The 20,419-nt window shown below is 66.1% G+C and carries 17 protein-coding genes and 1 riboswitch; of the genes, 6 read left to right on the forward strand and 11 right to left on the reverse strand.

Annotation, left to right across the window (positions count from 1 at the left end; all coding sequences use genetic code 11):
* Positions 1-45: 45 nt before the first annotated feature.
* The 4 genes from yaaA to mgtE all read left to right on the forward strand — a co-directional run bounded on the left by yaaA (position 46) and on the right by mgtE (position 4,352).
* Positions 46-789 (forward strand): peroxide stress protein YaaA, encoded by a 744-nt coding sequence (yaaA, locus tag RFA01S_RS13905; RefSeq protein ID WP_027496738.1) that lies wholly within the window; start codon positions 46-48, stop codon positions 787-789.
* Entirely contained in the window at positions 786-1,997 is a 1,212-nt protein-coding gene (locus tag RFA01S_RS13910; protein WP_032407062.1) for a DUF2786 domain-containing protein, read from the forward strand. The genes yaaA and RFA01S_RS13910 overlap by 4 nt, the downstream gene beginning before the upstream one ends.
* Before the next feature lie 64 nt (positions 1,998-2,061).
* Positions 2,062-2,961, forward strand: a complete 900-nt coding sequence (locus RFA01S_RS13915; RefSeq protein ID WP_032407061.1) for a nuclear transport factor 2 family protein — start codon at positions 2,062-2,064, stop codon at positions 2,959-2,961.
* A 44-nt stretch (positions 2,962-3,005) separates the two neighbouring features.
* Positions 3,006-4,352 (forward strand): magnesium transporter, encoded by a 1,347-nt coding sequence (gene mgtE, locus RFA01S_RS13920; protein ID WP_052060644.1) that lies wholly within the window; start codon positions 3,006-3,008, stop codon positions 4,350-4,352.
* A 13-nt stretch (positions 4,353-4,365) separates the two neighbouring features.
* Here the strand turns inward: mgtE and RFA01S_RS13925 are convergent, their stop codons facing one another.
* From RFA01S_RS13925 to mqo, 10 genes are all read right to left on the reverse strand, one after another.
* On the reverse strand, positions 4,366-5,853 hold the full coding sequence (locus RFA01S_RS13925; RefSeq protein WP_032366427.1) for an MFS transporter: 1,488 nt from the start codon (positions 5,851-5,853) through the stop codon (positions 4,366-4,368).
* 7 nt (positions 5,854-5,860) lie between these two features.
* Positions 5,861-7,096: a uroporphyrinogen-III C-methyltransferase gene (gene cobA, locus RFA01S_RS13930; protein ID WP_027496733.1), complete on the reverse strand. Its 1,236-nt coding sequence runs from the start codon at positions 7,094-7,096 to the stop codon at positions 5,861-5,863.
* 11 nt (positions 7,097-7,107) lie between these two features.
* A complete protein-coding gene (locus RFA01S_RS13935) occupies positions 7,108-8,790 on the reverse strand; it encodes an ATP-binding cassette domain-containing protein (RefSeq protein ID WP_032366426.1) in 1,683 nt (560 codons plus the stop codon).
* A gap of 72 nt (positions 8,791-8,862) precedes the next feature.
* Positions 8,863-10,530, reverse strand: a complete 1,668-nt coding sequence (locus RFA01S_RS13940) for a DUF7800 domain-containing protein (protein ID WP_032407060.1) — start codon at positions 10,528-10,530, stop codon at positions 8,863-8,865.
* A gap of 37 nt (positions 10,531-10,567) precedes the next feature.
* On the reverse strand, positions 10,568-10,957 hold the full coding sequence (locus RFA01S_RS13945; protein WP_051365125.1) for a cobalamin biosynthesis protein: 390 nt from the start codon (positions 10,955-10,957) through the stop codon (positions 10,568-10,570).
* Positions 10,948-12,342: a cobyrinic acid a,c-diamide synthase CobB gene (locus RFA01S_RS13950; protein ID WP_027496730.1), complete on the reverse strand. Its 1,395-nt coding sequence runs from the start codon at positions 12,340-12,342 to the stop codon at positions 10,948-10,950. The genes RFA01S_RS13945 and RFA01S_RS13950 overlap by 10 nt, the downstream gene beginning before the upstream one ends.
* Positions 12,336-12,956, reverse strand: a complete 621-nt coding sequence (gene cobO, locus RFA01S_RS13955; RefSeq protein WP_027496729.1) for a cob(I)yrinic acid a,c-diamide adenosyltransferase — start codon at positions 12,954-12,956, stop codon at positions 12,336-12,338. The genes RFA01S_RS13950 and cobO overlap by 7 nt, the downstream gene beginning before the upstream one ends.
* Positions 12,957-12,967: 11 nt before the next feature.
* Positions 12,968-14,905: a magnesium chelatase subunit D family protein gene (locus RFA01S_RS13960; RefSeq protein WP_027496728.1), complete on the reverse strand. Its 1,938-nt coding sequence runs from the start codon at positions 14,903-14,905 to the stop codon at positions 12,968-12,970.
* A 54-nt stretch (positions 14,906-14,959) separates the two neighbouring features.
* Positions 14,960-15,052, reverse strand: a riboswitch (adenosylcobalamin-variant (AdoCbl-variant) riboswitch).
* An 85-nt stretch (positions 15,053-15,137) separates the two neighbouring features.
* On the reverse strand, positions 15,138-15,614 hold the full coding sequence (locus RFA01S_RS13965; protein ID WP_027496727.1) for a GNAT family N-acetyltransferase: 477 nt from the start codon (positions 15,612-15,614) through the stop codon (positions 15,138-15,140).
* 11 nt (positions 15,615-15,625) lie between these two features.
* Positions 15,626-17,146: a malate dehydrogenase (quinone) gene (mqo, locus tag RFA01S_RS13970; RefSeq protein ID WP_027496726.1), complete on the reverse strand. Its 1,521-nt coding sequence runs from the start codon at positions 17,144-17,146 to the stop codon at positions 15,626-15,628.
* A 191-nt stretch (positions 17,147-17,337) separates the two neighbouring features.
* Between mqo and RFA01S_RS13975 the strand changes: the two genes are divergently transcribed.
* The gene (locus RFA01S_RS13975; protein ID WP_032383400.1) at positions 17,338-18,378 is read left to right on the forward strand and encodes an alpha/beta hydrolase; all 1,041 of its coding nucleotides are present in this window, start codon (positions 17,338-17,340) and stop codon (positions 18,376-18,378) included.
* The gene (gene mtr, locus RFA01S_RS13980) at positions 18,375-19,760 is read left to right on the forward strand and encodes a mycothione reductase (protein ID WP_032407059.1); all 1,386 of its coding nucleotides are present in this window, start codon (positions 18,375-18,377) and stop codon (positions 19,758-19,760) included. Before RFA01S_RS13975 ends, mtr begins: the two co-directional genes overlap by 4 nt.
* Before the next feature lie 7 nt (positions 19,761-19,767).
* Here mtr and RFA01S_RS13985 read toward each other — a convergent pair whose 3' ends face one another.
* On the reverse strand, positions 19,768-20,334 hold the full coding sequence (locus RFA01S_RS13985; RefSeq protein WP_032407058.1) for an alpha/beta fold hydrolase: 567 nt from the start codon (positions 20,332-20,334) through the stop codon (positions 19,768-19,770).
* Between the last annotated feature and the right edge of the window lie 85 nt (positions 20,335-20,419).

Raw genomic sequence — 20,419 nt, forward strand, 5'->3', positions numbered from 1 at the left:
AGCGCCTGCGGATAGGCGGCCGCGAAGTGAGTAGCCTTGACCCCCGTGCTGATTCTGCTGCCTCCCTCCGAGACGAAGTCCGACGGCGGTTCCGGAGCACCTCTCGATCTGGACCGGTTGTCGTTGCCGTCCCTGCTTCCGCTCCGCCGAACGCTTGCCGACGCCCTGGTCCGGCTCTCCGACGACGTCGACGCGTCCATCACCGCTCTCGGTCTCGGTCCGACCCAGGTGGACGAGATCGAACGGAACGCTCGCCTGTTCGCCTCGCCCACCACTCCCGCCCTGCGCCGGTACACAGGAGTGTTGTACGACGCTCTCGGGGCGTCGACCTTCACCCGTGCCGGACGCGCGCGTGCGGATGCCAGGCTGTGGATCGGGTCGGCACTGTTCGGGGCCGTTCGCGCGTCCGACCCGATTCCGTCCTATCGACTCTCCGGCGGGTCGTCCATTCCGAACTTCGGGACGTTGCGAGCGCACTGGAAGCCTCGACTGTCCGAGGCCCTTCTCACCGAGGCCGAGGGAATCGTCGTCGACCTCCGGTCCGGCACCTATCAACAGCTCGGGCCCATCCCCGGGGCGATCACGGCAACGGTGCTCACCGAGAAGCCCGACGGCAGTCGGTCGGTGGTGAGCCACTTCAACAAGCATCACAAGGGATTGCTCGCCCGCGCGCTGACCCTGACCACGGCCGAGCCCAAAGATGTGAAAGCTGTTGCGCGCGTGGCGTCGAAGGCGGGTCTTCGAGTCGAAGTGGCGTCGGACACCGAACTGATCGTGCTCACCGAATGAGCGCCGTTCCGGAACTGCTCAGACAGGGAGCCGAGGCGTCGGTCGGCAAGAACAAGAGTCAACGCATCGCCGACGACATCGCCGACCGTCTGGTCTCGATGCACGCGAACGAACTCGGCACGCTGGCACTGACCAACATGATCGGCACACTGTACGAAAACGGCTGGCAACCACTGGATCTGATGCATGTGGTCCGGCGTCAGCACACGGTGGCCGTGACGAATCTCGCTGCCGCGGCACTGCTGCACCATGCCGATCTCATCGAAGCGGACTCCCGCGCCCCGCACGATTGGGTCGATCAGATGTCGGCGATCTGCGAACAGTTCCCGACGGTCGCAGCCCGAGTCGACGCCACTCCCGACTTCCTCACGGCGTACCTCGTGGCGTCCGGCAAGTCCGACTACATCGCCGCCAGCGATCAGTGGCTCGACGTGCTCACTCTGCTCGGCCAGTGGCAAACCCTCCCCCGTTGGCCGCAACTGGGTGCCAAGCCCTCGCAATGGCCCCGCACACGCTCGTCGGTGCCGACGACCACCGGCTCGGATTCACCGAACAGCAAGATGCTGGCCAAGATTCGCGGTCTGCTGGCCAAGGCCGATGCCACCGATTTCGCGGAGGAAGCCGAGACGCTGACCGCCAAGGCGCAGGAGTTGATGACGCGATACTCGATCGACACGCTGCTGTTGGCCGAGGGTCATCTCGACGTTCGCGGTCGACGGGTGCACATCGACGGTCCGCACGCACCCGCCAAAGCCCAGCTCTTGCACGTCGCCGGTACTGCCAACCGGGTCAAGACGATCTGGGACGCGGAGTACGCCGTTGCGACGCTGGTGGGCGCGCCGGTGGACGTGGAACAGGCCGAGCTCGTCTTCACCTCACTGCTGGTGCAGGCAACCCGAGCTCTCGGCCACTCCCCGGAAGCCAAGAAGCGAAAGAAGGCCGGCTCGGCCGCATTCGGCAAGGCGTTCCTCTACGCATACGCCATCCGCATCGGAGATCGTCTCACCGATGCCGACGCGCATGCCCTCGACGAGGCGAGACAGGAATCGGGCGACCTGCTGCCGATTCTCGCGGCACAGACCGTTGCCGTGGAAGCGGAGTTCGACCGCCTCTTTCCCACCGCCAAGCCGATGCGCGGCCCGCGCCTCGATGCCGAAGGATGGGACTCGGGACGAGCCGCGGCCGACCGAGCCGATCTGTCCCGCTGAAACAGTCCACGAGGTTCGTCGTCCGATTCGGGAACTGTTGTAGCTTCAAGTCAGTTGAGCAGACATGAACCGAACACGCGCAGCTGCTCGACTCACCGTGCCCGTTCTGGTCGCACTGTCCGCCATCACGGCGTGCGGTACGTCGCCCTCCACCCCGGAGCCGAACGACGTCTCCGTCGCCGCGCAGTCGCCCGACGACCGCTCCGACAGCGTCACCGAATCACGCAACGAAGAAGCAGCGCTGACGCTCTTCGAATCTGCGTTCACGGCCGAAGAACCCGCCGCCGCCGCGTCGGTCGTGGCGGAGAACGCCGTCGATCCATCTGGACCAGTGGTGGGGCCCGACGCGATCGTCGCCCGATTCGAGGCCACCCGGACACGGATTCCCGGTGCACGAGCCGTCGTCAAGCGTGTCGCGGCCGATGGCAGATGGGTGGCAGTGCACTGGCAGGCCACCGCTGATCCGGCATCCGAGACCACCGGTGAGGCGAACATCGACCTCTTCGCCTTCGACGGCGGCAAGGTCACCGAGCACTGGGCCATGACGCAATCCGTGCCGGCCACGTCGATGAGCGGCAACACCATGTTCAGTGACCTCTACCGCTACCCGACCGCGCCCACCGAGCCGACCGAGGACGAGGAAGAGCGCCGACGCATGTCGGTGACGGCTACCTACGACGCGCTCTTCCGCGAACACGACGCGTCCGTGCTCGGGACCGACTTCGCCCCGTCCTACCTGCAACACAATCCGATTGCGGGCAACGGCACCGCGGCACTGCAACAGTTCTTCGCCGGCGGCGCGCAGTTCCCTGCCTCGGAATCGGTCGTCTCGCTGGCCGACGGCGATCTGGTGTGGACGTTCGCGAAAGCGCCGGGCGCAGCAGAATCCGACCCCTTCGTCGCGGGAGACATCTTCCGGTTCGACGGCGCCATCGTCGAGCACTGGGACGTCGTTCCGGAGTAGCGACCGCTGTCGGTCGATGACCGCCGGCAAGGCAAAATGGACCGGTGCCCGAGACTCTCGACGACATCGTGACCAGGACATCGGAACTACTGGCCGAGCGCGACGTGGCCGCGTTGTCGACCCTGGTGGCGGGTCTGTCCACGACGAACGCGGTCAGAATGCTCGAACGGGTCGACTCGGCGCAGCGGGCGGTTCTCTTTCGGCTGTTGCCCAAGGACGAGGCCGTCGTCGTGTTCGAGCGCTTCGACGCGACCATTCGCAGCGAGCTGTTCGAGAGTTTGCGTAGCGACGACGTCATCGCCCTGTTCGAGAACCTCGATCCCGACGACCGAGTGGAACTGCTCGACGAGCTGCCCTCCAACATCGCGCATCGCATGATGCTCGGCCTGTCGCCCGCCCAGCGGGCGCTCACCGCACCGATGCTGGGCTACGACCGCGGTTCGGTAGGCCGTCGGATGAGCCCGGAGTACGTGCGCCTACGCAGCGACACCACGGCAGCCGAGGCTCTCGACGCGGTGCGACGGACCGGTCCCGACGCAGAATCGGTGTACCTGCTGCCCATCACCGACGACCATCGCACGTTGCTCGGTGTGGTGACGCTCGCCGATCTGGCGACGGCGGAATCGACCACGCCGGTCGGAGAGCTCCATTCGTCGCATCCGGTGGTGCGGGCGGACTCGTCGGCGGAGGTCGCGGCACGTCTGTGTTTCGAGCATCGCAGTCCGGCGGTGGTGGTGGTCGATTCCGAACAGCGCCTGATCGGCATCCTCACCCTCGAGCAGTCCTCTCGCATTCTCGAGGAGGCCGAGGACGAGGACGCCGCCAGGGCGGGCGGTGCAGAACCGCTGCGTCGGCCGTACCTGTCGACGCCGGTCCTGTCCATCGTTCGTTCGCGCGTGGTCTGGCTGCTCGTGTTGGCGTTGTCGGCCATCCTCACCGTGCAGGTGCTCGAGATCTTCGAGCATGCACTGGCCGCGGTGGTGACCCTCGCGCTGTTCATTCCGCTGCTCACCGGCACGGGCGGGAACACCGGTTCGCAGGCCGCGACCACGGTGACCCGCGCGCTCGCCCTGGGTGACGTCCGCCCGCGCGACATCGCCGCTGTGCTGTTTCGCGAGGTCCGCGTCGGCGCGACGATGGGAGCGATGCTCGGAACGTTGGGGTTCGTCATTGCCGGACTCGTCTACGACTGGCACCTGGGCCTGGTCATCGGCACGACGCTGCTGTCGATATGCACGCTCGCCGCGACGGTCGGCGGTGCGATGCCGCTGATCGCCAAGAAGATCGGCGTCGACCCCGCGGTGTTCTCGACGCCCTTCATCTCGACCTTCTGCGATGCGACCGGCCTGATCGTCTACTTCCTCATCGCCAAGGCCGTACTGGGAGTCTGATCGGCCCCGCTCGTCAGCCCTTCTGGGCGTCTTCCTGCGCGGCCTGCGCCTGGGCCACCTGCTGCGGGGTGAATCGGATGAACAGTGCGGCGATGCCGGCGATCACGGCGCAGACCGCGCAACAGAACAGCGCGAACATGTACCCGGAGCTCAGTGCGTCGAGCTGACTGTCGTTCATCAGAGTCGCCGGCCCGGATATGCCGCCGAGGGACAGTGTTCGCGACGTGACCAGTGCCCCGATGACGGCCAGCGCCAGAGGACCGCCGAGGGTCTGGGCGACCAGCGAGATTGCCGTCAGCGGACCGATTTCGGTGGGGCTCACGCCCGCGATGGCGCACAGAGGCAGCGGAACGACCGTCAGACCGACGCCGAAGCCGATCCCGATCACCGGGAAGAACAACCCTGGGAAGTACGCCGAATCCGCGTCCATCGTCGTCACGGACACCAGCAGCCAGCCGACCATGATGACCGCACCACAGAGAATGAGCCAGCGCGGAGCGATCCGAGTCACCAGTTGCGACGCGAGGAACGCCGCGGCACCGAGACCGAAGGCGAACGGCACGAAAGCCAGGCCGGCATGCAGCGGGCTGTAGCCCAGAATGTCCTGCACGAACAACGCCACATATGCAGCGAGACAGAACATGACCCCGCCGGCGAAGAAGATTGCGACGAAAGTCGCCACTCGATCGCGACTGACGAACAACGAGAACGGCAGCAGCGGGTTCTCGGCCCGTCGCTCGACCAACAGGAACAATCCGAGGAACAGCAGTCCGGCGATCAACGACACGATGACGATCGGGCTAGACCAGCCCAGCTCGGTACCCTCGCTCAGCGCGAGGACCACACCCGTGCAGCCCAGGGTCGCCAGGATCGCACCCGGCACGTCCAGGGCGAGCTTCGCCCCGACGGTCTCCTGCAGCGACACGACGGCGAGCACGACGATGACGATGCCGATCGGTACGTTGATCAGGAAGATCCAACGCCACGACACCTCGGTCAGAGCGCCGCCGATGATGAGCCCGGCAATGGACCCGACACCGGTCATGGCGGCGTAGATGGCGATGGCCTGATTACGCACCGGGCCAGGAGCGAATGTCGTGGCCACCAGCGCGAATGCCGTGGGCGACGCCACCGCGGCACCGACCCCCTGCAGTGCCCTCGCCGCAACGAGCGTGGCTTCGTTGACTGCCAGACCGCACAGCAACGAGGCGATCGTGAACAGGACGACGCCGGCGAGGAACATCTTCTTTCGCCCGAAGGCGTCGCCGAGCCTGCCGCCGAGCAACATCAGCCCACCGAATGCCAGCGCGTAGGAGGTCAACACCCAGTTGCGCCCGGCGTCGGACAGACCCAGATCGGCCTGCAGCGGAGCCAAGGCCAGGTTGGCGACGGTGCCGTCGAGAACCACCATCAGTTGCAGCCCGCTCAGGACGATGATTGCCATCCCGAACGCTCGAGTCGTCACCGGGTACTTGATCTCGGTGGCGGAGGTGTTGGACATCGATGACTCAGGCACGAGCGTTCACGTTACCGGCGTGTACAGAGAACCCGGCCACAGTGCCGATGACGACGATCGCCGGCGGCCTGATTTCGGCCTCGCGGACCGCGTCGGCGACGGTGCTCAGCGTGGCCCGAACTTCACGTTGGGTGCGCATGGTGCCCTCCTGAACGACGATGACGGGGGTGTCCGACGGGCGGCCGCCCGCCACGAGTACATCGGCGAACAGCCCGATGCGCTCGACGGCCATCAGCAACACGATTGTGCCCTTGAGCTTGGCCAACGCGTCCCAGTCGACCAGAGAATCGGGGTGATCGGGGGCCACGTGACCGCTCACGACGACGAATTCGTGGGTGACGGCGCGATGCGTCACCGGGATTCCGGCCGAGGACGGAACCGAGATCGCGCTGGTGATGCCCGGTACCACCGTAACCGGAATGCCCTCGGCGGCCAGCGCTTCGAGTTCCTCGTAACCGCGACCGAAGACGTACGGGTCACCGCCCTTGAGCCGAACCACGAACTTGCCGGCCTTGGCACCGTCGATCAGCGCCTGGTTGATGGCTTCCTGCGCCATTGCCCGGCCGTACGGAATCTTCGAAGCGTCGATGACCTCGACGTGTGGTCCGAGTTCGGCGAGCAACTCCGGTGGAGCCAGCCGATCGGCCACCACGACGTCCGCGTATGCCAGCAGTCTGCGGCCCCGGACGGTGATCAGATCCGGGTCGCCCGGCCCGCCGCCCACGAGCGCGACACCGGTCAGCGGCGCGTGCGCCGAGTCGGCCACGACGCCGGACTGCAGCGCTTCGACGACGGCATTGCGCACGGCGGCCGATCGGCGATGTTCGCCGCCTGCCAGCACTCCCAGCGTGAGGCCGTCCCATTCGGCCGACGCCGGAGTGACGGCTGTGCCGTCCTTGGCGATGTCGGCACGGACACAGAAGATCTTGGACGCGGTCGCTTCCGCAACAATGGCGATATTGGTCTCGGCCTCGTCGGTGCAGGCGATGGCGTACCAGGCGTCGGCCAGATCGCCGTGGCGGTAATCGCGCAGTTCGAGCGTCACCTGCCCTGCTGTCGCCATTGCCTCCACGGCCGGAGTGGCCTCGCGGGTGACCACGTGGACCACTGCTCCGGACGAGATCAACAGCGGTAGTCGACGCTGTGCGACGGTGCCGCCACCGACCACGACGACGCGCCGCCCTTCGAGATTCAGGCCGACCAGATAGGGAGAGTCAGTCGCGTTCACGAGAGGAAACGCTACCGCGCGCGCTGGACTCGCTTCTCGTCCCATACGGGCTCGGCTGCTTCGTAAACCTGCCCGGTGGCACCGAACACCAGGAATCGATCGAAACTGCGGGCGAACCACCGGTCGTGTGTCACCGCGATCACGGTGCCCTCGAATGCCGCGATGGCGTCTTCGAGCGCATCGGCCGACATCAGGTCGAGGTTGTCGGTCGGCTCGTCGAGCAGCAGCAGCGTGGCGCCGGAGAGCTCGAGCAGAAGAATCTGCACACGTGCCTGCTGCCCGCCCGACAGGTTGTCGTAGGACTGTTCGGCCGCGCGGGCCAGACCGTATCGGTCCAACGCTCGGCCGGCGGCCTCACGGCCCATGCCGTCCCGGTGCTCGTTGCCCATGTGAAGGATCTCGAGCAGCGTGTTGCCGGCAAGATCCGGACGCGTGTGCGTCTGCGCGAACAGACCGGGCCGTACCCGGGCCCCGAGTACCGCTGTCCCGGTGTGCGGAACGGGCGCGAGTGCGAGTTCCTGGACCGGCTCGTGCTCCTTCTCGGGATCGGTGCCGCCGTTGGCGAGCAGACGCAGGAAGTGCGATTTGCCCGAGCCGTTGGAACCCAATACCGCCACGCGATCGCCGTACCAGATCTCGGTGTCGAACGGTTTCATCAGTCCGGTCAGTTCCAGGGCCGTGCACACGAGCGCACGCTTGGCCGTTCGACCACCGCGCAACCGGACGGTGACGTGCTGCTTGAGCGGCACGGCCTCGGGCGGTCCGGCCTCCTCGAATTTGGCCAGTCGCGTCTGCGATGCGTGGTAGCGGGCGGCGACGCCGTCGTTGAACTTCGCCTTCTCGCGCAGACGCAACACCAGCGCGCGCAGTTTGACCAATTCCTCGTCCCACCGCCTGCGCAGTTCGTCGAGTCGCGCGTTCCGGTCTTCCCGCGCTGCGTGATACGTCGCGAACCCACCGCCGTGCACCCACGCGGTGGCCCCGCTCACCCCCGGCTCCAGGGTCACGATCCGGTTGGCAGCGTTGGCGATGAGCTCCCGGTCGTGGCTGATGAACAGGACGGATTTGTCGGAGTCGCGAATGGTCGCTTCGAGCCAACGTTTGCCGGGCACGTCGAGGTAGTTGTCCGGCTCGTCGAGCAGCAGCAGATCGTCGGTGCCGGCGAACAACGACTCGAGCACGAGCCGCTTCTGCTCACCGCCACTGAGCGTCGAGGCGGCGCGCCACTTCGCGCGATCGAACGGCATACCGAGCGCAGCCGTGGTCACCTTGTCCCAGAACGGTTCCAGGTCGTAGCCGCCCACGTCGCCCCAATCGGACAGGGCCTGCGCGTACTTCATCTGGGTCTTCTCGTCGTCGACCTCGATCATCGTGTTCTCGGCGGCGTCGAGCGCAGCAGCTGCGGACCGCACGGCTGGGGACGCGACCGACAGCAACAGGTCACGCACCGTCGAGTCGTCTCGCAGTTGCCCGACGAACTGCCGCATCACCCCGAGCGAACCGGAGCTCGACACCGCGCCCTCGTCGGGAGCCTCGTCGCCCGCCACGATGCGCGTCAACGTCGTCTTACCGGTTCCGTTGGGCCCGATCAGTGCGGTCTTGGCACCGTCGCCCACCCGGAAGCCGACGCCGTTGAGCAGCTGCCGTCCGTCGGGCAGGAAGTACACGATGTCGTTGAGTTCGAGATGGGCCACAACGAACCAGCCAACCCCATTAGCCCCTCGATGGCCAATCGTTTTCACCCGAGCATGGCGGGGATGCCTGCTCTAGGCGAGCGCCAGGCTGGACGTTCGTGTCAGGACCTGCTTCCCGGCGTCGTCGACGTGGGCATGGTGGACCTGCAGTCGCGCCGAGTCGCCGTGCAGGGTCAGCAGCATGACCCCGTTGTCGAACCACGGGCCCGCCTCGGCCTGCCACTCGACACCCGACGGGCCCACGTGGGCGGCCCGCGCGAGCTTCGACAGGATCCTCGCCGCCGGGCGTTTGACGGCAAGTTTGTTGACCGCGCGGATCGGCAGATTCAGCGGATTGCGGAACGGAGACATCGTCAGCTGATACGTCGCAGGCACGTCGCGCCCGCCGACACCGAAGTCGGCGTTCGCGACGTACGAGCAGTGCACGTCTCCCGAGAGCCACATGATCGACGCGGGCTTGTCGTCACCGCGCGAGAGCTCACGCGTCAGGGCTGCCATGTCGTTGAACGAGTTGGTGAATGCGGCCCAGTGCTCGAGGTCGAGTCCGATTCGCATCTTTTCGGCCACCTTGGCCGACCTCGGCCCCCAACTCCCCTGTGCCACAGCCTCGTTCCACTGTTCTAGATGATGCAGTGCCGGCAGCATCAGGTACGGCAGTGACGATCCGAACAGCATGTGTCGGGGCGTCGTCTCGAGTGCGCGCTCGCGGACCCACGCCCATTCCTTCTCGTCGACCATTTCGCGGTTGTCGGGGTCGAGATTTCGTGAGCAGCGTGAGTCGATCATGATCAGACGGGTGTCGCCGAAATCTCGATAGAAGCTCCACCGGCCGGTCTCGGGGGCTCGATCGACACGTAACGCGAAGTCGGCCAACAGTTTCTCGCGATCCGCATCGGTCTCGGCGGAGCGAACGGCGGCGTACATCTCGTCCCCCGCCAGTTCTTTCGGCGAGAGATTGCCCAGATGTTGATACACCCAGTACGACGAGTACGCCCCGATCACGCGGTCGTTCCACCACGGCCGGGTCTCGATGTCACGACGCCAGGAGGCCGACGAATTCCAGTCGTCGCGCAGATCGTGATCGTCGAGAATCATGCACGACGGGATGCTCGCCAACAGCGTCCGCACCGGCTCGAGTCCCCACGATTCCCGGTACAGCCACGAGTACTCCTCGAAGTCGCAGATCTCGTTCTCCGCGTCGGTGCCGATGGCACTGGTCGGTCCCTCTCCCGACTCCCGTCGCGCCTGCAGTCGTTCGACTATCTCGGGCGACGGGTCGTCGGCGTACACCTGGTCACCCAGAAGCAACAGGGCCTGGGGCCACTGGCCCGGATCCTGCTCGATGAGGGCAGATCCGAGCCCGGCGAGTGCATCGGCACCGATCGTCTTCAGAGACTTCGCGCTGTAATCGTCGCCGCGCCGACACGACCCGAACGCAAGCGTGACCGGCCCCGCTGCGTCCACGGTGTGGATGCTGGCTCGCTTGCCGTCCTCCGGCCACACCCTGTGCTCGTCGACGAACACCTCGTAGCTCACCGGCGCGTTGGCGGGCAGGCCCTCGAGTGGAACGAGCGCGAAGTGGTGACCGTGCACTCCCCACGTTCGTTCCGATGCTCGGACGCCGACATCGGTGACGACGGTGACGGTGGACGGGTGCGCCATCTCGAACCACAGGGTCGCGGTCTCGGTGCCGACATAACGAACGATCGGGCCGAGTAGAACCAGACTGTCGGAACTCATTCGACCCACAGTGCCCTCGTCGGCTCGCTTTCGCCAGTCAGTGCGGCGGATCCGCCGGTTCTTCGTCCGTCGCGGCCACCGCGACGACCACGGTGGCCCCGACTGCCTTCGAAACCAGCAGCCGCCGCGCCGAGCCGGCCAACAGAGCCGACGCTTCCGCGACGCTGGCAGTACCGACTGCGTCTCGCACCCGGTCCGACCCGGATTCGGTGACGACTGCAGACAGGTCCGACGCCGAGAACGTCGCTCCTCGAACACCCATTCTCGACGCGATCGCTGCCACCAGTTCTGCTTTTCGGTCGATCGATGCGATGCTCACCACCGACCAGTTCTCGTGCATCACCTCGGTGATCGCCCGCAGTACCTCGTCGGGTCCGACCCCGGCTCTGGCGCCGATTCCGATGACGACGCCGCGCCTCACACGCACGCGTAATCGTGTGCGGCAGCGACGAATCGAGTGATCGACTCGGGGTTTCCCGCCGCGTGTGTGTGCAGATACGACGCGTGGACACCACCCTGCACGAAACCCTCGCGGGCGGCGGTTCTGCCGTCGACCCCATGCTTGTGCCAACCCCACGCCGCCGGTGCGCTCTCTCGGACGTCCACCAGTTTCGTTCGGTGGAATTCGTGGCCGGTGACGCGACTACCCGCGTCGAACAGCGTCGACGATTCGAGGGCGACGGCATCGCGGTATCCGAGGGTGAGCGTGTTCCCGAATTCCGCGTCGACGTCGACCACTCCGGCCATGGCGTGGCCGTCCAATCTCCTTGCGAGATAGAGCAACCCGGCGCATTCGGCATGTATCGGCAATCCGCGGGCCGCCGCTGTCCTGATATCGGCGAGGAGCACTTCGTTCGCCGCGAGGGCGGCGGCATGCTCTTCCGGGAAGCCGCCGGGGAGCACCACTCCTGCTGTGCCCGAGGGTAATCCGTCGCGCAGCGGATCGAAGACCGCAACATCTGCGCCGGCGGCCCGAAGCAGTTCGACGTGCTCGGTGTAGCCGAAGGTGAACGCCGGGCCGCCGGCGACAGCGATCACCGGTGCGCCGCCGGACGGTCTGACCTCGAGCGCAGGGTTCCAGGCCGGGACGGGCACCGACGAACGCGCCAGAGCCTCGACCGCCTCGATGTCCACGAACTGTGCGACCAATGCACTCATCGCGTCGACCGCATCGGTAGCGGCACCGCCGTGCTCCACCGCGGTGATCAGCCCCAGATGCCGTGACGGAACGACCAATTCACTCATCCTCGGCAGGGAGCCCAGAACCGGAACACCCACTCGTTCGCAGGCCTGACGGAGCACCTGTTCGTGCCGATCACTGCCGACGCGGTTGAGAATCACACCGCCGATCCGCACACTCGAGTCGTAGGTGGAGAATCCGTGCAGCACGGCGGCGAGGGATTGACTGTGCCCGCGTGCGTCGACCACGAGCACCACCGGCGCGCCGAGCATGGCCGCCACTCGCGCGGTCGAGCCCTCGGCGGACGCCTCCCCCGGACCGGTCATGTCGATCTTGCCGTCGAACAGGCCCATGACGCCTTCGACCACCGCGATGTCGCAGCCGCTGCTGCCGTGCAGAAACAGTGGGCCGATGCGGTCGGCACCGACCATGACCGCGTCGAGATTTCGACCGGGCAGGCCCGCGGCGAGCGAGTGGTAACCGGGATCGATGTAGTCCGGGCCGACCTTGAACGGAGCGACCCGACGGCCGGCACCGCGCAGGGCACCCATCAGTCCGGTGGCGACCGTCGTCTTTCCGCTGCCCGACGCGGGTGCCGCGATCACCACGGCCGGACACGACCGGTTCACCATTCGATGCCCCGCTGCCCTTTGCGACCCGCATCCATCGGGTGCTTGACCTTGGTCATCTCGGTGACGAGGTCGGCGGCCGCGATCAACTCCGGCGGAGCGTCGCGGCCGGTGATGACGACATGTTGGTTGCCCGGCCGATGTGTCAGCACCTCGACCACCTCCGCGACGTCGACCCAGCCCCACTTGAGTGGATAGGTGAATTCGTCCAACACGTAGAAGCGATGGGATTGCTGCTCGATGCGCCGTGCGATCTCACGCCAGCCTTCGGCCGCGGCGTCGGCGTGGTCGACCTCGCTGCCCTTCTTGCGAGTCCACGACCACCCCTCCCCCATCTTGTGCCATTCGACAGCGCCTCCGATTCCGGTGCTCTCGTGCGCGTCGCCCAGAGCACGAAACGCCGCTTCCTCGCCCACCTTCCACTTCGCACTCTTGACGAACTGGAACACGCCGACGTCGAAACCCTGGTTCCAGGCCCGCAACGCCATTCCGAACGCAGCGGTCGATTTCCCTTTACCGGGACCGGTGTGGACGGCGAGCACCGGCAGATTGCGGCGCTGACGAGTCGTGAGGCCGTCCTCCGGAACGGTTCCCGGAGCAGGTACTCCCTGTGGCATCGCGTGTCCCCCTACGCCGCTGCGCGAACGACGGCGGTGACCTGCTCGGCCGACAGGTCCGCGAGCGCCACGTATCCGCCTCCGAGACAGCCGGCGAAGTCCGCGGCCAATCCCAGGCGCACCATGCCCGACTCGCAGTCGACGACGACCGACGCGATCTTGTCCGCCGCGATGCGGCCGGCGGCGATTCGCGCCCGACCGACGGGATCGGTGCCGCCCGTGGCACGCCCATCCGTCAGAGCGACCACCAACGCGCGCCGCAGCGGGTCTCGAACCTTCTCGCGCAGCACCAACTCTCGCGCGGTCAGGAATCCCTGCGCCAACGGAGACTTGCCCCCGGTCTTCATCTTTCGCAGCCGCGTCACAGCGACATCGACCGAGGACGTCGGCGGCAGTACTGTCTCGGCCTCGGTGCCGCGCACGGTGATGACCGCGACCTTGTCGCGCCGTTGATAGGCGTCACGGAGCAGTGAGAGCACCGCACCCGTCACCGCCGACAGTCGGTCTCGCGCAGCCATGGATCCCGACGCGTCGACGACGAAGACGATGAGGTTGCCCTCGCGCCCCTCCTTGACGGCTCCGCGCAGGTCCTCGGGCGCCAGTCGCAGCCGCCCGGACGTGCGCCCACGCACCACCTGCTGCTCGGCTGCCGCGAACAACGTACCGATCAGATGCAGACCCCGGCCCGGTTCGACGGTGGGACGAACCGACCGTCCGTACGAGGACCTCGACCGCGAGCGCCTACCCGGAGCACCTTCACCGACCCCGGGAAGCTCGATGAGCCGCGCCTTGAACTGCGCGCCCGGTGTTCCCGCCTGCCGATCGCTGCCCGCACCGGTCGGGGCCTTTTCCTGGCTGTCGGCCGGTTCCTGCGGCGTGTCGGATTCCGTACTCGACGGCGCGTCGGGAGTTTCGGCCGCGTCGGGCTTCGGTGCTCCTCCATCACCGTCGGGATCCGGCTCCGGCTCGGGATCGGGTTGCTGCTCGGCCTGTTCGGCGGCGTCGCGCATGGCGTCGTCGAGCTGCTTGTCGTCTATACCCGGCTCGTCGAAGGGGTCGCGTCGACGCCTGTGCGGTAGCGCCAATTCGGCCGCGACGCGCACGTCCTCCTCGGTCACCTCGCTCGCGCCTCGCCACGCGGCGTGGGCCGAGGCCGTACGCGCGACCACCAGGTCTGCGCGCATACCGTCGACGTCGAACGATGCGCACAGCGCGGCGATGCGCCGAAGTTCCTTGTCGCTCAACACCACATCATCGAGGATCGTGCGTGCAGCCACGATCTGCGCTGCAACGGCGGCGTCCTCGTCGACGTACGCTGCCGCGAACGCGTGGGGATCACGCTCGTAGTTCATACGCCTGCGCACGACATTCATGCGCACGTCCACATCACGCGACGCGGTGACCTCGACCGCCAGACCGAATCGGTCGAGCAACTGTGGCCGGAGCTCACCCTCCTCGGGATTCATCGTGCCCACGAGGACGAATTGTGCTGGGTGAGAATGCGATACGCCGTCTCGTTCGACGTGTACGCGACCCATCGCCGCCGCGTCGAGCAGGACGTCCACGAGGTGGTCGTGCAACAGGTTCACTTCGTCGACGTAGAGAACGCCGCGGTGTGCCGCTGCGAGCAGGCCGGGTTGGAATGCTCGTTCCCCGTCACGCAGTACCTTCTCGAGGTCGATGGACCCCACCACGCGGTCCTCGGTCGCTCCCACCGGAAGCTCGACCAGCTTGGCCGGGCGGGCACCATCCTCGTCCTCGACGGCAGGCAGCAGAGTTGCGAGCGCCCGAACCACCGTCGATTTCGCGGTCCCCTTCTCGCCGCGCACCAGCACACCGCCGATACCGGGGTGCACCGCGCACAGAATCAACGACAACCGCAGCTGATCCTGACCGACGATCGCACTGAACGGATACCCCGGTTCGGGGACACTGCTCTCTCGCTGCACAACCAATTCCCTTCGTGCTCGGAGTTCCGCGCCGAGCGTTCGGTGGACTACACGAAGCCGGGCGGCGATCTGGCTGACAGGAGAACACTCCTGATCACAGTGGCGGGACCGCGCCTGATTCTCACAGGACTTCTCCGCACTCGACTTCGAACGGAACACTACCGCCGAACGAACGAATGCCACACACGCCTGGACGTGTGTGGCATTCGTAGCTTCGGATCCGAACGGGCTGTTACGCCTCGCTCCAAGCGGTGCCGCCACCGCGACGCATCGGAGTGTGCGGAATACCGTCCTCGAGTACTTCCTCGCCGTCGGGCAGGAAGCCGTGCTTGGCGTACATGTCGACGAGGTAGCTCTGCGCGTTGATCCGGCACGGTGCCGAACCGACCTCGGCCAGGGCGGCCCGCAGAATTCGCGTGGTGTGTCCCTGTCCCCTGGCCGAACGCTGGGTGCACAGGCGGCCGATACGGAACGCCTTCTCGCCGTCGTCGTGCTCTTCGAGCAGACGCAGAGTGCACACCACTTCACCGTCTCGTTCGAGCCAGAAGTGCCGCGTCTCGGTCAGCAGGTCGCGTCCGTCCAACTCCGGATAGGCGCAGGCCTGCTCGACCACGAACACCTCGACACGCAGCTTCAACAGGTCGTACAACGTGCTGTTGGACAGGTCTAGTGCCCACGATCGTTTGAGAGCTGCTGCTTGCGTATTCATACCTTTTGCTATCACACACCCGTGTGCTGTGCGAGCTCACGCGAACTTTCCAGCTCCAGCGTCTTCGAGGTCCAGGCCCAGACCTCGTCGAACAGCGAGCTGTTCTGAGCCAGTTTGACCCCCAGGGACGGGACCATTTCCTTGAGCTTGGGCTGCCACGCGTCGTACTTGTCTCCGAAGCACCGCTGCAGCACGTCCAGCATGGCCGGTACGGCTGTCGATGCGCCGGGAGAGGCACCGAGCAGGCCCGCGATGCTGCCGTCGGCAGCGTTGACCACAGCGGTACCGAACTCGAGAACGCCACCGCGTCCCTTCTTCCGGATCACCTGCACACGCTGACCGGCCGTGACCAGCTCCCAGTCCTTGGCGACGACGGTCGGCGCGAACTCCCGCAGAGTCTCGACCCGATCGGCCTGCGACTGAGCCAACTCGCTCACCAGGTACTTCACGAGCCCGAGCTCGGTCACGCCGACGCCGAGCATCGACATCAGGTTGCCCGGCTTGACCGAGCCGGGCAGATCGGTGATCTTGCCCTGCTTGAGGAACTTCGGTGACCATCCCGCGTACGGTCCGAACAACAATCCCTGCTGGCCGTTGATGACGCGCGTGTCGAGGTGCGGCACCGACATCGGCGGTGCTCCCACCGAGGCCTTTCCGTACACCTTGGCCGAGTGCTGCTCGATCAGTTCGGGGTTGGTGCACCGCAGCCATTCGCCGCTGACGGGGAATCCGCCGAAGCCCTTGATCTCGGCGATGCCCGACTTCTGCAGCAGGTGCAGCGCGCCGCCGCCCGCCCCGACGAACACGAACTTGGCGTTGACGGTCTTCTTGGCACCGGTGCGCTGGTTCGCCACCTTGACGTCCCACGTGCCGTCGGACTGCTTGGTGATGTTGCGCACATCGTGCCCGAAGTGCACGGTGCCACCCGCCGCGGACAGGTAGTTCAGCAGCTGCTTGGTGAGTGCACCGAAGTCGACATCGGTGCCTTCCTGACTCCAGTTGAGCGCAACGGGATCGGAGAAGTCACGGCCACGAGCCATCAGCGGCAGTCGCGCGGTGAACTCGTCCTTGGAATCGATGTACTCCATGCCGGCGAACAGGGGGTTGCCGACGAGCGCCTCGTAGCGCGCCCGCAGGTACTTCACGTTGTCCTCGCCGTGCACGAAGCTCACGTGCGGGATCGGGTTGATGAAGTTCTTGGCGTCGGAGAGGACGCCGGTTTCGATGCCGTGGGCCCAGAACTGCCGCGAGACCTGGAACTGCTCGTTGACGTTGAGCGCCTTGGCGATATCGACGCTGCCGTCCTTGTTCTGCGGCGTGTAGTTGAGCTCGCAGAGCGCCGAATGCCCGGTGCCTGCGTTGTTCCACGCGTCGCTGCTCTCGGCCGCTGCGGCGTCGAGACGTTCGTAGACGTCGATCGACCAGTTCGGCTCGAGCTGACGGAGCAGCGCACCGAGGGTGGCGCTCATGATTCCGGCACCGACCAGAACGACGTCGGTCTTGATCCGCTTACCCTGCTCATCTGTGGACACTGGAGAATCGACTTCCTTGTCTGTAAAGGTCTCGGCCGGTGGCGGTATCGGTCCGAGAACTCTTCTGTAGAGGGTTACTCACCCGATGCGGTCAGGTTACTAGCTGGGCCTACCCCATCGGACACCACGTCAACCTGCTCTCGATTGTGCTCCTCGGACGCTGTCGGCGGCGCCCACTACAGTTGTGATCTGTGACTACCTGGGTTCCCGATGTCCTCGGCGACGGCTACGAACAGACGACCATCCCACTCGGAGACGATCCGGACGGCGAGGGCCAGGTCGAGGCCACTCTGGTGCGGTATCAACCGCCGGGTGTCGCCAACTTCGACCGCGCGGTGATCTATGTCCACGGATTCACCGACTACTTCTTCCAGCGACACATCGCCGAGCATTTCGCCGCCAAGGGATACGCGTTCTACGCGCTCGACCTGCGCAAATGTGGACGATCGCGCCGTGAGGGCCAGACTGCACACTTCGTGACCGATCTGGCGATGTACGACGCCGAGCTGAACGAGGCGCTGAGCCTGGTGCGCGCCGAGCGCGCGGACGCGCCGGTGCTGCTGATGGCGCACTCCACCGGTGGCCTCGTGTTGCCGCTGTGGCTCAACCGTCTCAACCGTCAGGAAGGCGGCTCGTCCGGGTTGGGCCTGGCAGGCGTCGTCCTCAACAGCCCCTGGTTCGACCTGCAGGGCCCGCCTGCGATACGTAGCGTCGGTACCGCGGCGATCGACGTCATCGGCAGATTCCGGGCCAAGACCCCGGTTCCCGGGGGCGGCTTGGACACCTACGGCCTTTCCCTCGCGGCATCGGAGCAGGGCGAGTGGGATTACGACCTGGACTGGAAACCCCTCGCCGGCTTCCCCATCACCTTCGGCTGGATCCGTGCGGTCCGGCACGGGCATGCCGAGCTGCACCGCGGCCTCGATATCGGAATTCCCTCGCTGATCCTTCGCTCGAAAGTGACGCATTTCTCTCGCCGCTACAGCTCGGCCGTCGACGCGGCCGATGCCGTTCTCGACGTCCGGCAGATCGCCCGTTGGGCCGGCTGCCTGGGTGATCGAACCTCCATCGTCCCCATCGAGGGCGCACGCCACGACGTCTTCCTGTCCACCGAGGGCCCTCGCGCCCAGGCCTTCGAGGAAATGGACGAATGGCTCGAGTGGTTGCACCGAGGAGAGAAGACCGACCACGCGTCGGGCAAGGACCACACCGAGATCGGACACATTTCATGACTGAGCACTTCGACGTCGTCATCATCGGCTCCGGCTCGGGAAACTCGATCGTCGATCAGAGGTTCGACGACAAGAAGGTCGCCCTGATCGAGGAGAATTCGACGTTCGGCGGAACCTGCCTCAACGTCGGCTGTATCCCCACCAAGATGTATGTCTACGCGGCCGAGGTCGCCCGTACCGTGCGAGATTCCGCCAAGTACGGCATCGATGCACACGTCGACGCGGTCCGCTGGCCGGACATCGTCGAGCGGGTCTTCGGACGCATCGACCCCATCTCCGAGGGCGGTAAGCGATACCGGGCCGAGGGCAGCCCCAACGTGACGCTGTTCCAAGGTCACGCGAGCTTTGTCGGGCCGCGCACCATCGACACCGGAACCGGCACGACCATCACGGCCGACCGGATCGTCATCGCGGCCGGCTCGCGTCCCATCGTGCCGCAATCGATCGAAGATTCCGGTGTCGACTACCACACCAACAACGACGTCATGCGTTTACCGGCACTGCCCGAACACCTCGTGATCCTCGGATCCGGTTACATCGCAGCCGAATTCGCGCACGTCTTCTCCGCACTCGGGTCGAAGGTGTCGATCGTCGCCCGCAAGGAGTCGCTGCTGCGCGCGTTGGATGCCGATATCGCGAAGCGATTCACCGAGCTCGCCCGGGCCAAGTGGGGCGTTCACCTCGACTCCGGTGACACGCGCGGGATTTCCGAGGGCGGACTGCACGGCGTCGAACTCTCGGACGGCACCAAGGTCCTCGGAGACGCGTTTCTCGTGGCCGTCGGCCGCCAGCCCAACGGCGACCGACTGAATCTCGGTGCTGCCGGGATCGAGCTGGACGACGAGGGCCGCATCGTGGTCGACGAATTCGGCCGCACCACCGCCGAGGGCGTCTTCGCACTCGGCGATGTGTCCTCGCCGTATCAGCTCAAGCATGTGGCCAATCAGGAAGCGCGCGTCGTCCAGCACAACCTGTTGCAGGACGCCTGGCACGGCGACACGTCCGCGTTGCGTACCTACGATCACCGATTCGTTCCCGCTGCCGTGTTCACCGACCCGCAGATCGCGGAGGTGGGTATGACCGAGGAACAGGCCCGAGACGCAGGGCTCGACATCACGGTGAAGGTCCAGAACTACGGCGACGTCGCCTTCGGCTGGGCGATGGAGGACAGCGAAGGGCTGTGCAAGATCATCGCCGAGAAGGGCACCGGCAAGATACTCGGGGCTCACATCATCGGAGCTCAGGCCCCGACTCTCATCCAGCCGCTCATCCAGGCGATGAGCTTCGGACTGTCCGCCCAAGACATGGCCCGCGGTCAGTACTGGATCCACCCAGGACTGCCCGAGGTGGTCGAGAACGCGCTACTCGGCCTCGAACTGTAGTTCTCGGTCACCAAGGGCTGGTGCGGAGCACTATCTCCGTGGCCAGCGCAGCCGGGGCGTCGGCCGCGACGCGCTCGACACCGTCGAGCGCGACGACCCGAAAGTCCGAGTAGACGAAGCGACCGCTGTTGTCGGCGGACGGACGCATCGCGGAGCTGCCGATGACCAGCGTCGTCGGCAACTCGATTGCGGGGCATTCGGCGTCACGCACGGTTCCCCGATCGTCGGCGATGGCAGGGTGGCAACGATCCACGGCAATGAGGCTGGCAAACCGGCCGAAGGTCGTTGCCGCCAGCCTCCAGGCCGATTCCGCACCGGCACCGCTCCCGACGAGGTGGACCCACGACAGCTTCAGCTCGTCCAGCAAGGCGAGAACAGCGTCGTCCCCCACTCCATCGATGTCTTCCACCGCAACGGTTTTCAGATCCGAGTTGTGCAACCGCTCGCTGACCGAGTCGTAGACATCGACCGAATCGCCGATGTCGGGCAACAGGAGCACGGCGTGCCGACTGTCCGGTCCCGCTACTCGTAAAGAAACAGACCCGCCCGCAGCACTCACATGCGTGAACTCCATGGGGACGACGGTACTGCCTCTTGCCAGAACCACGCATCGGTTCTATGGTTAGTTACATGAGTAATGAACCAGTGAGGTGCCCAAC

The organism is Rhodococcoides fascians NBRC 12155 = LMG 3623 (genome assembly GCF_001894785.1).
Lineage (GTDB): Bacteria > Actinomycetota > Actinomycetes > Mycobacteriales > Mycobacteriaceae > Rhodococcoides > Rhodococcoides fascians.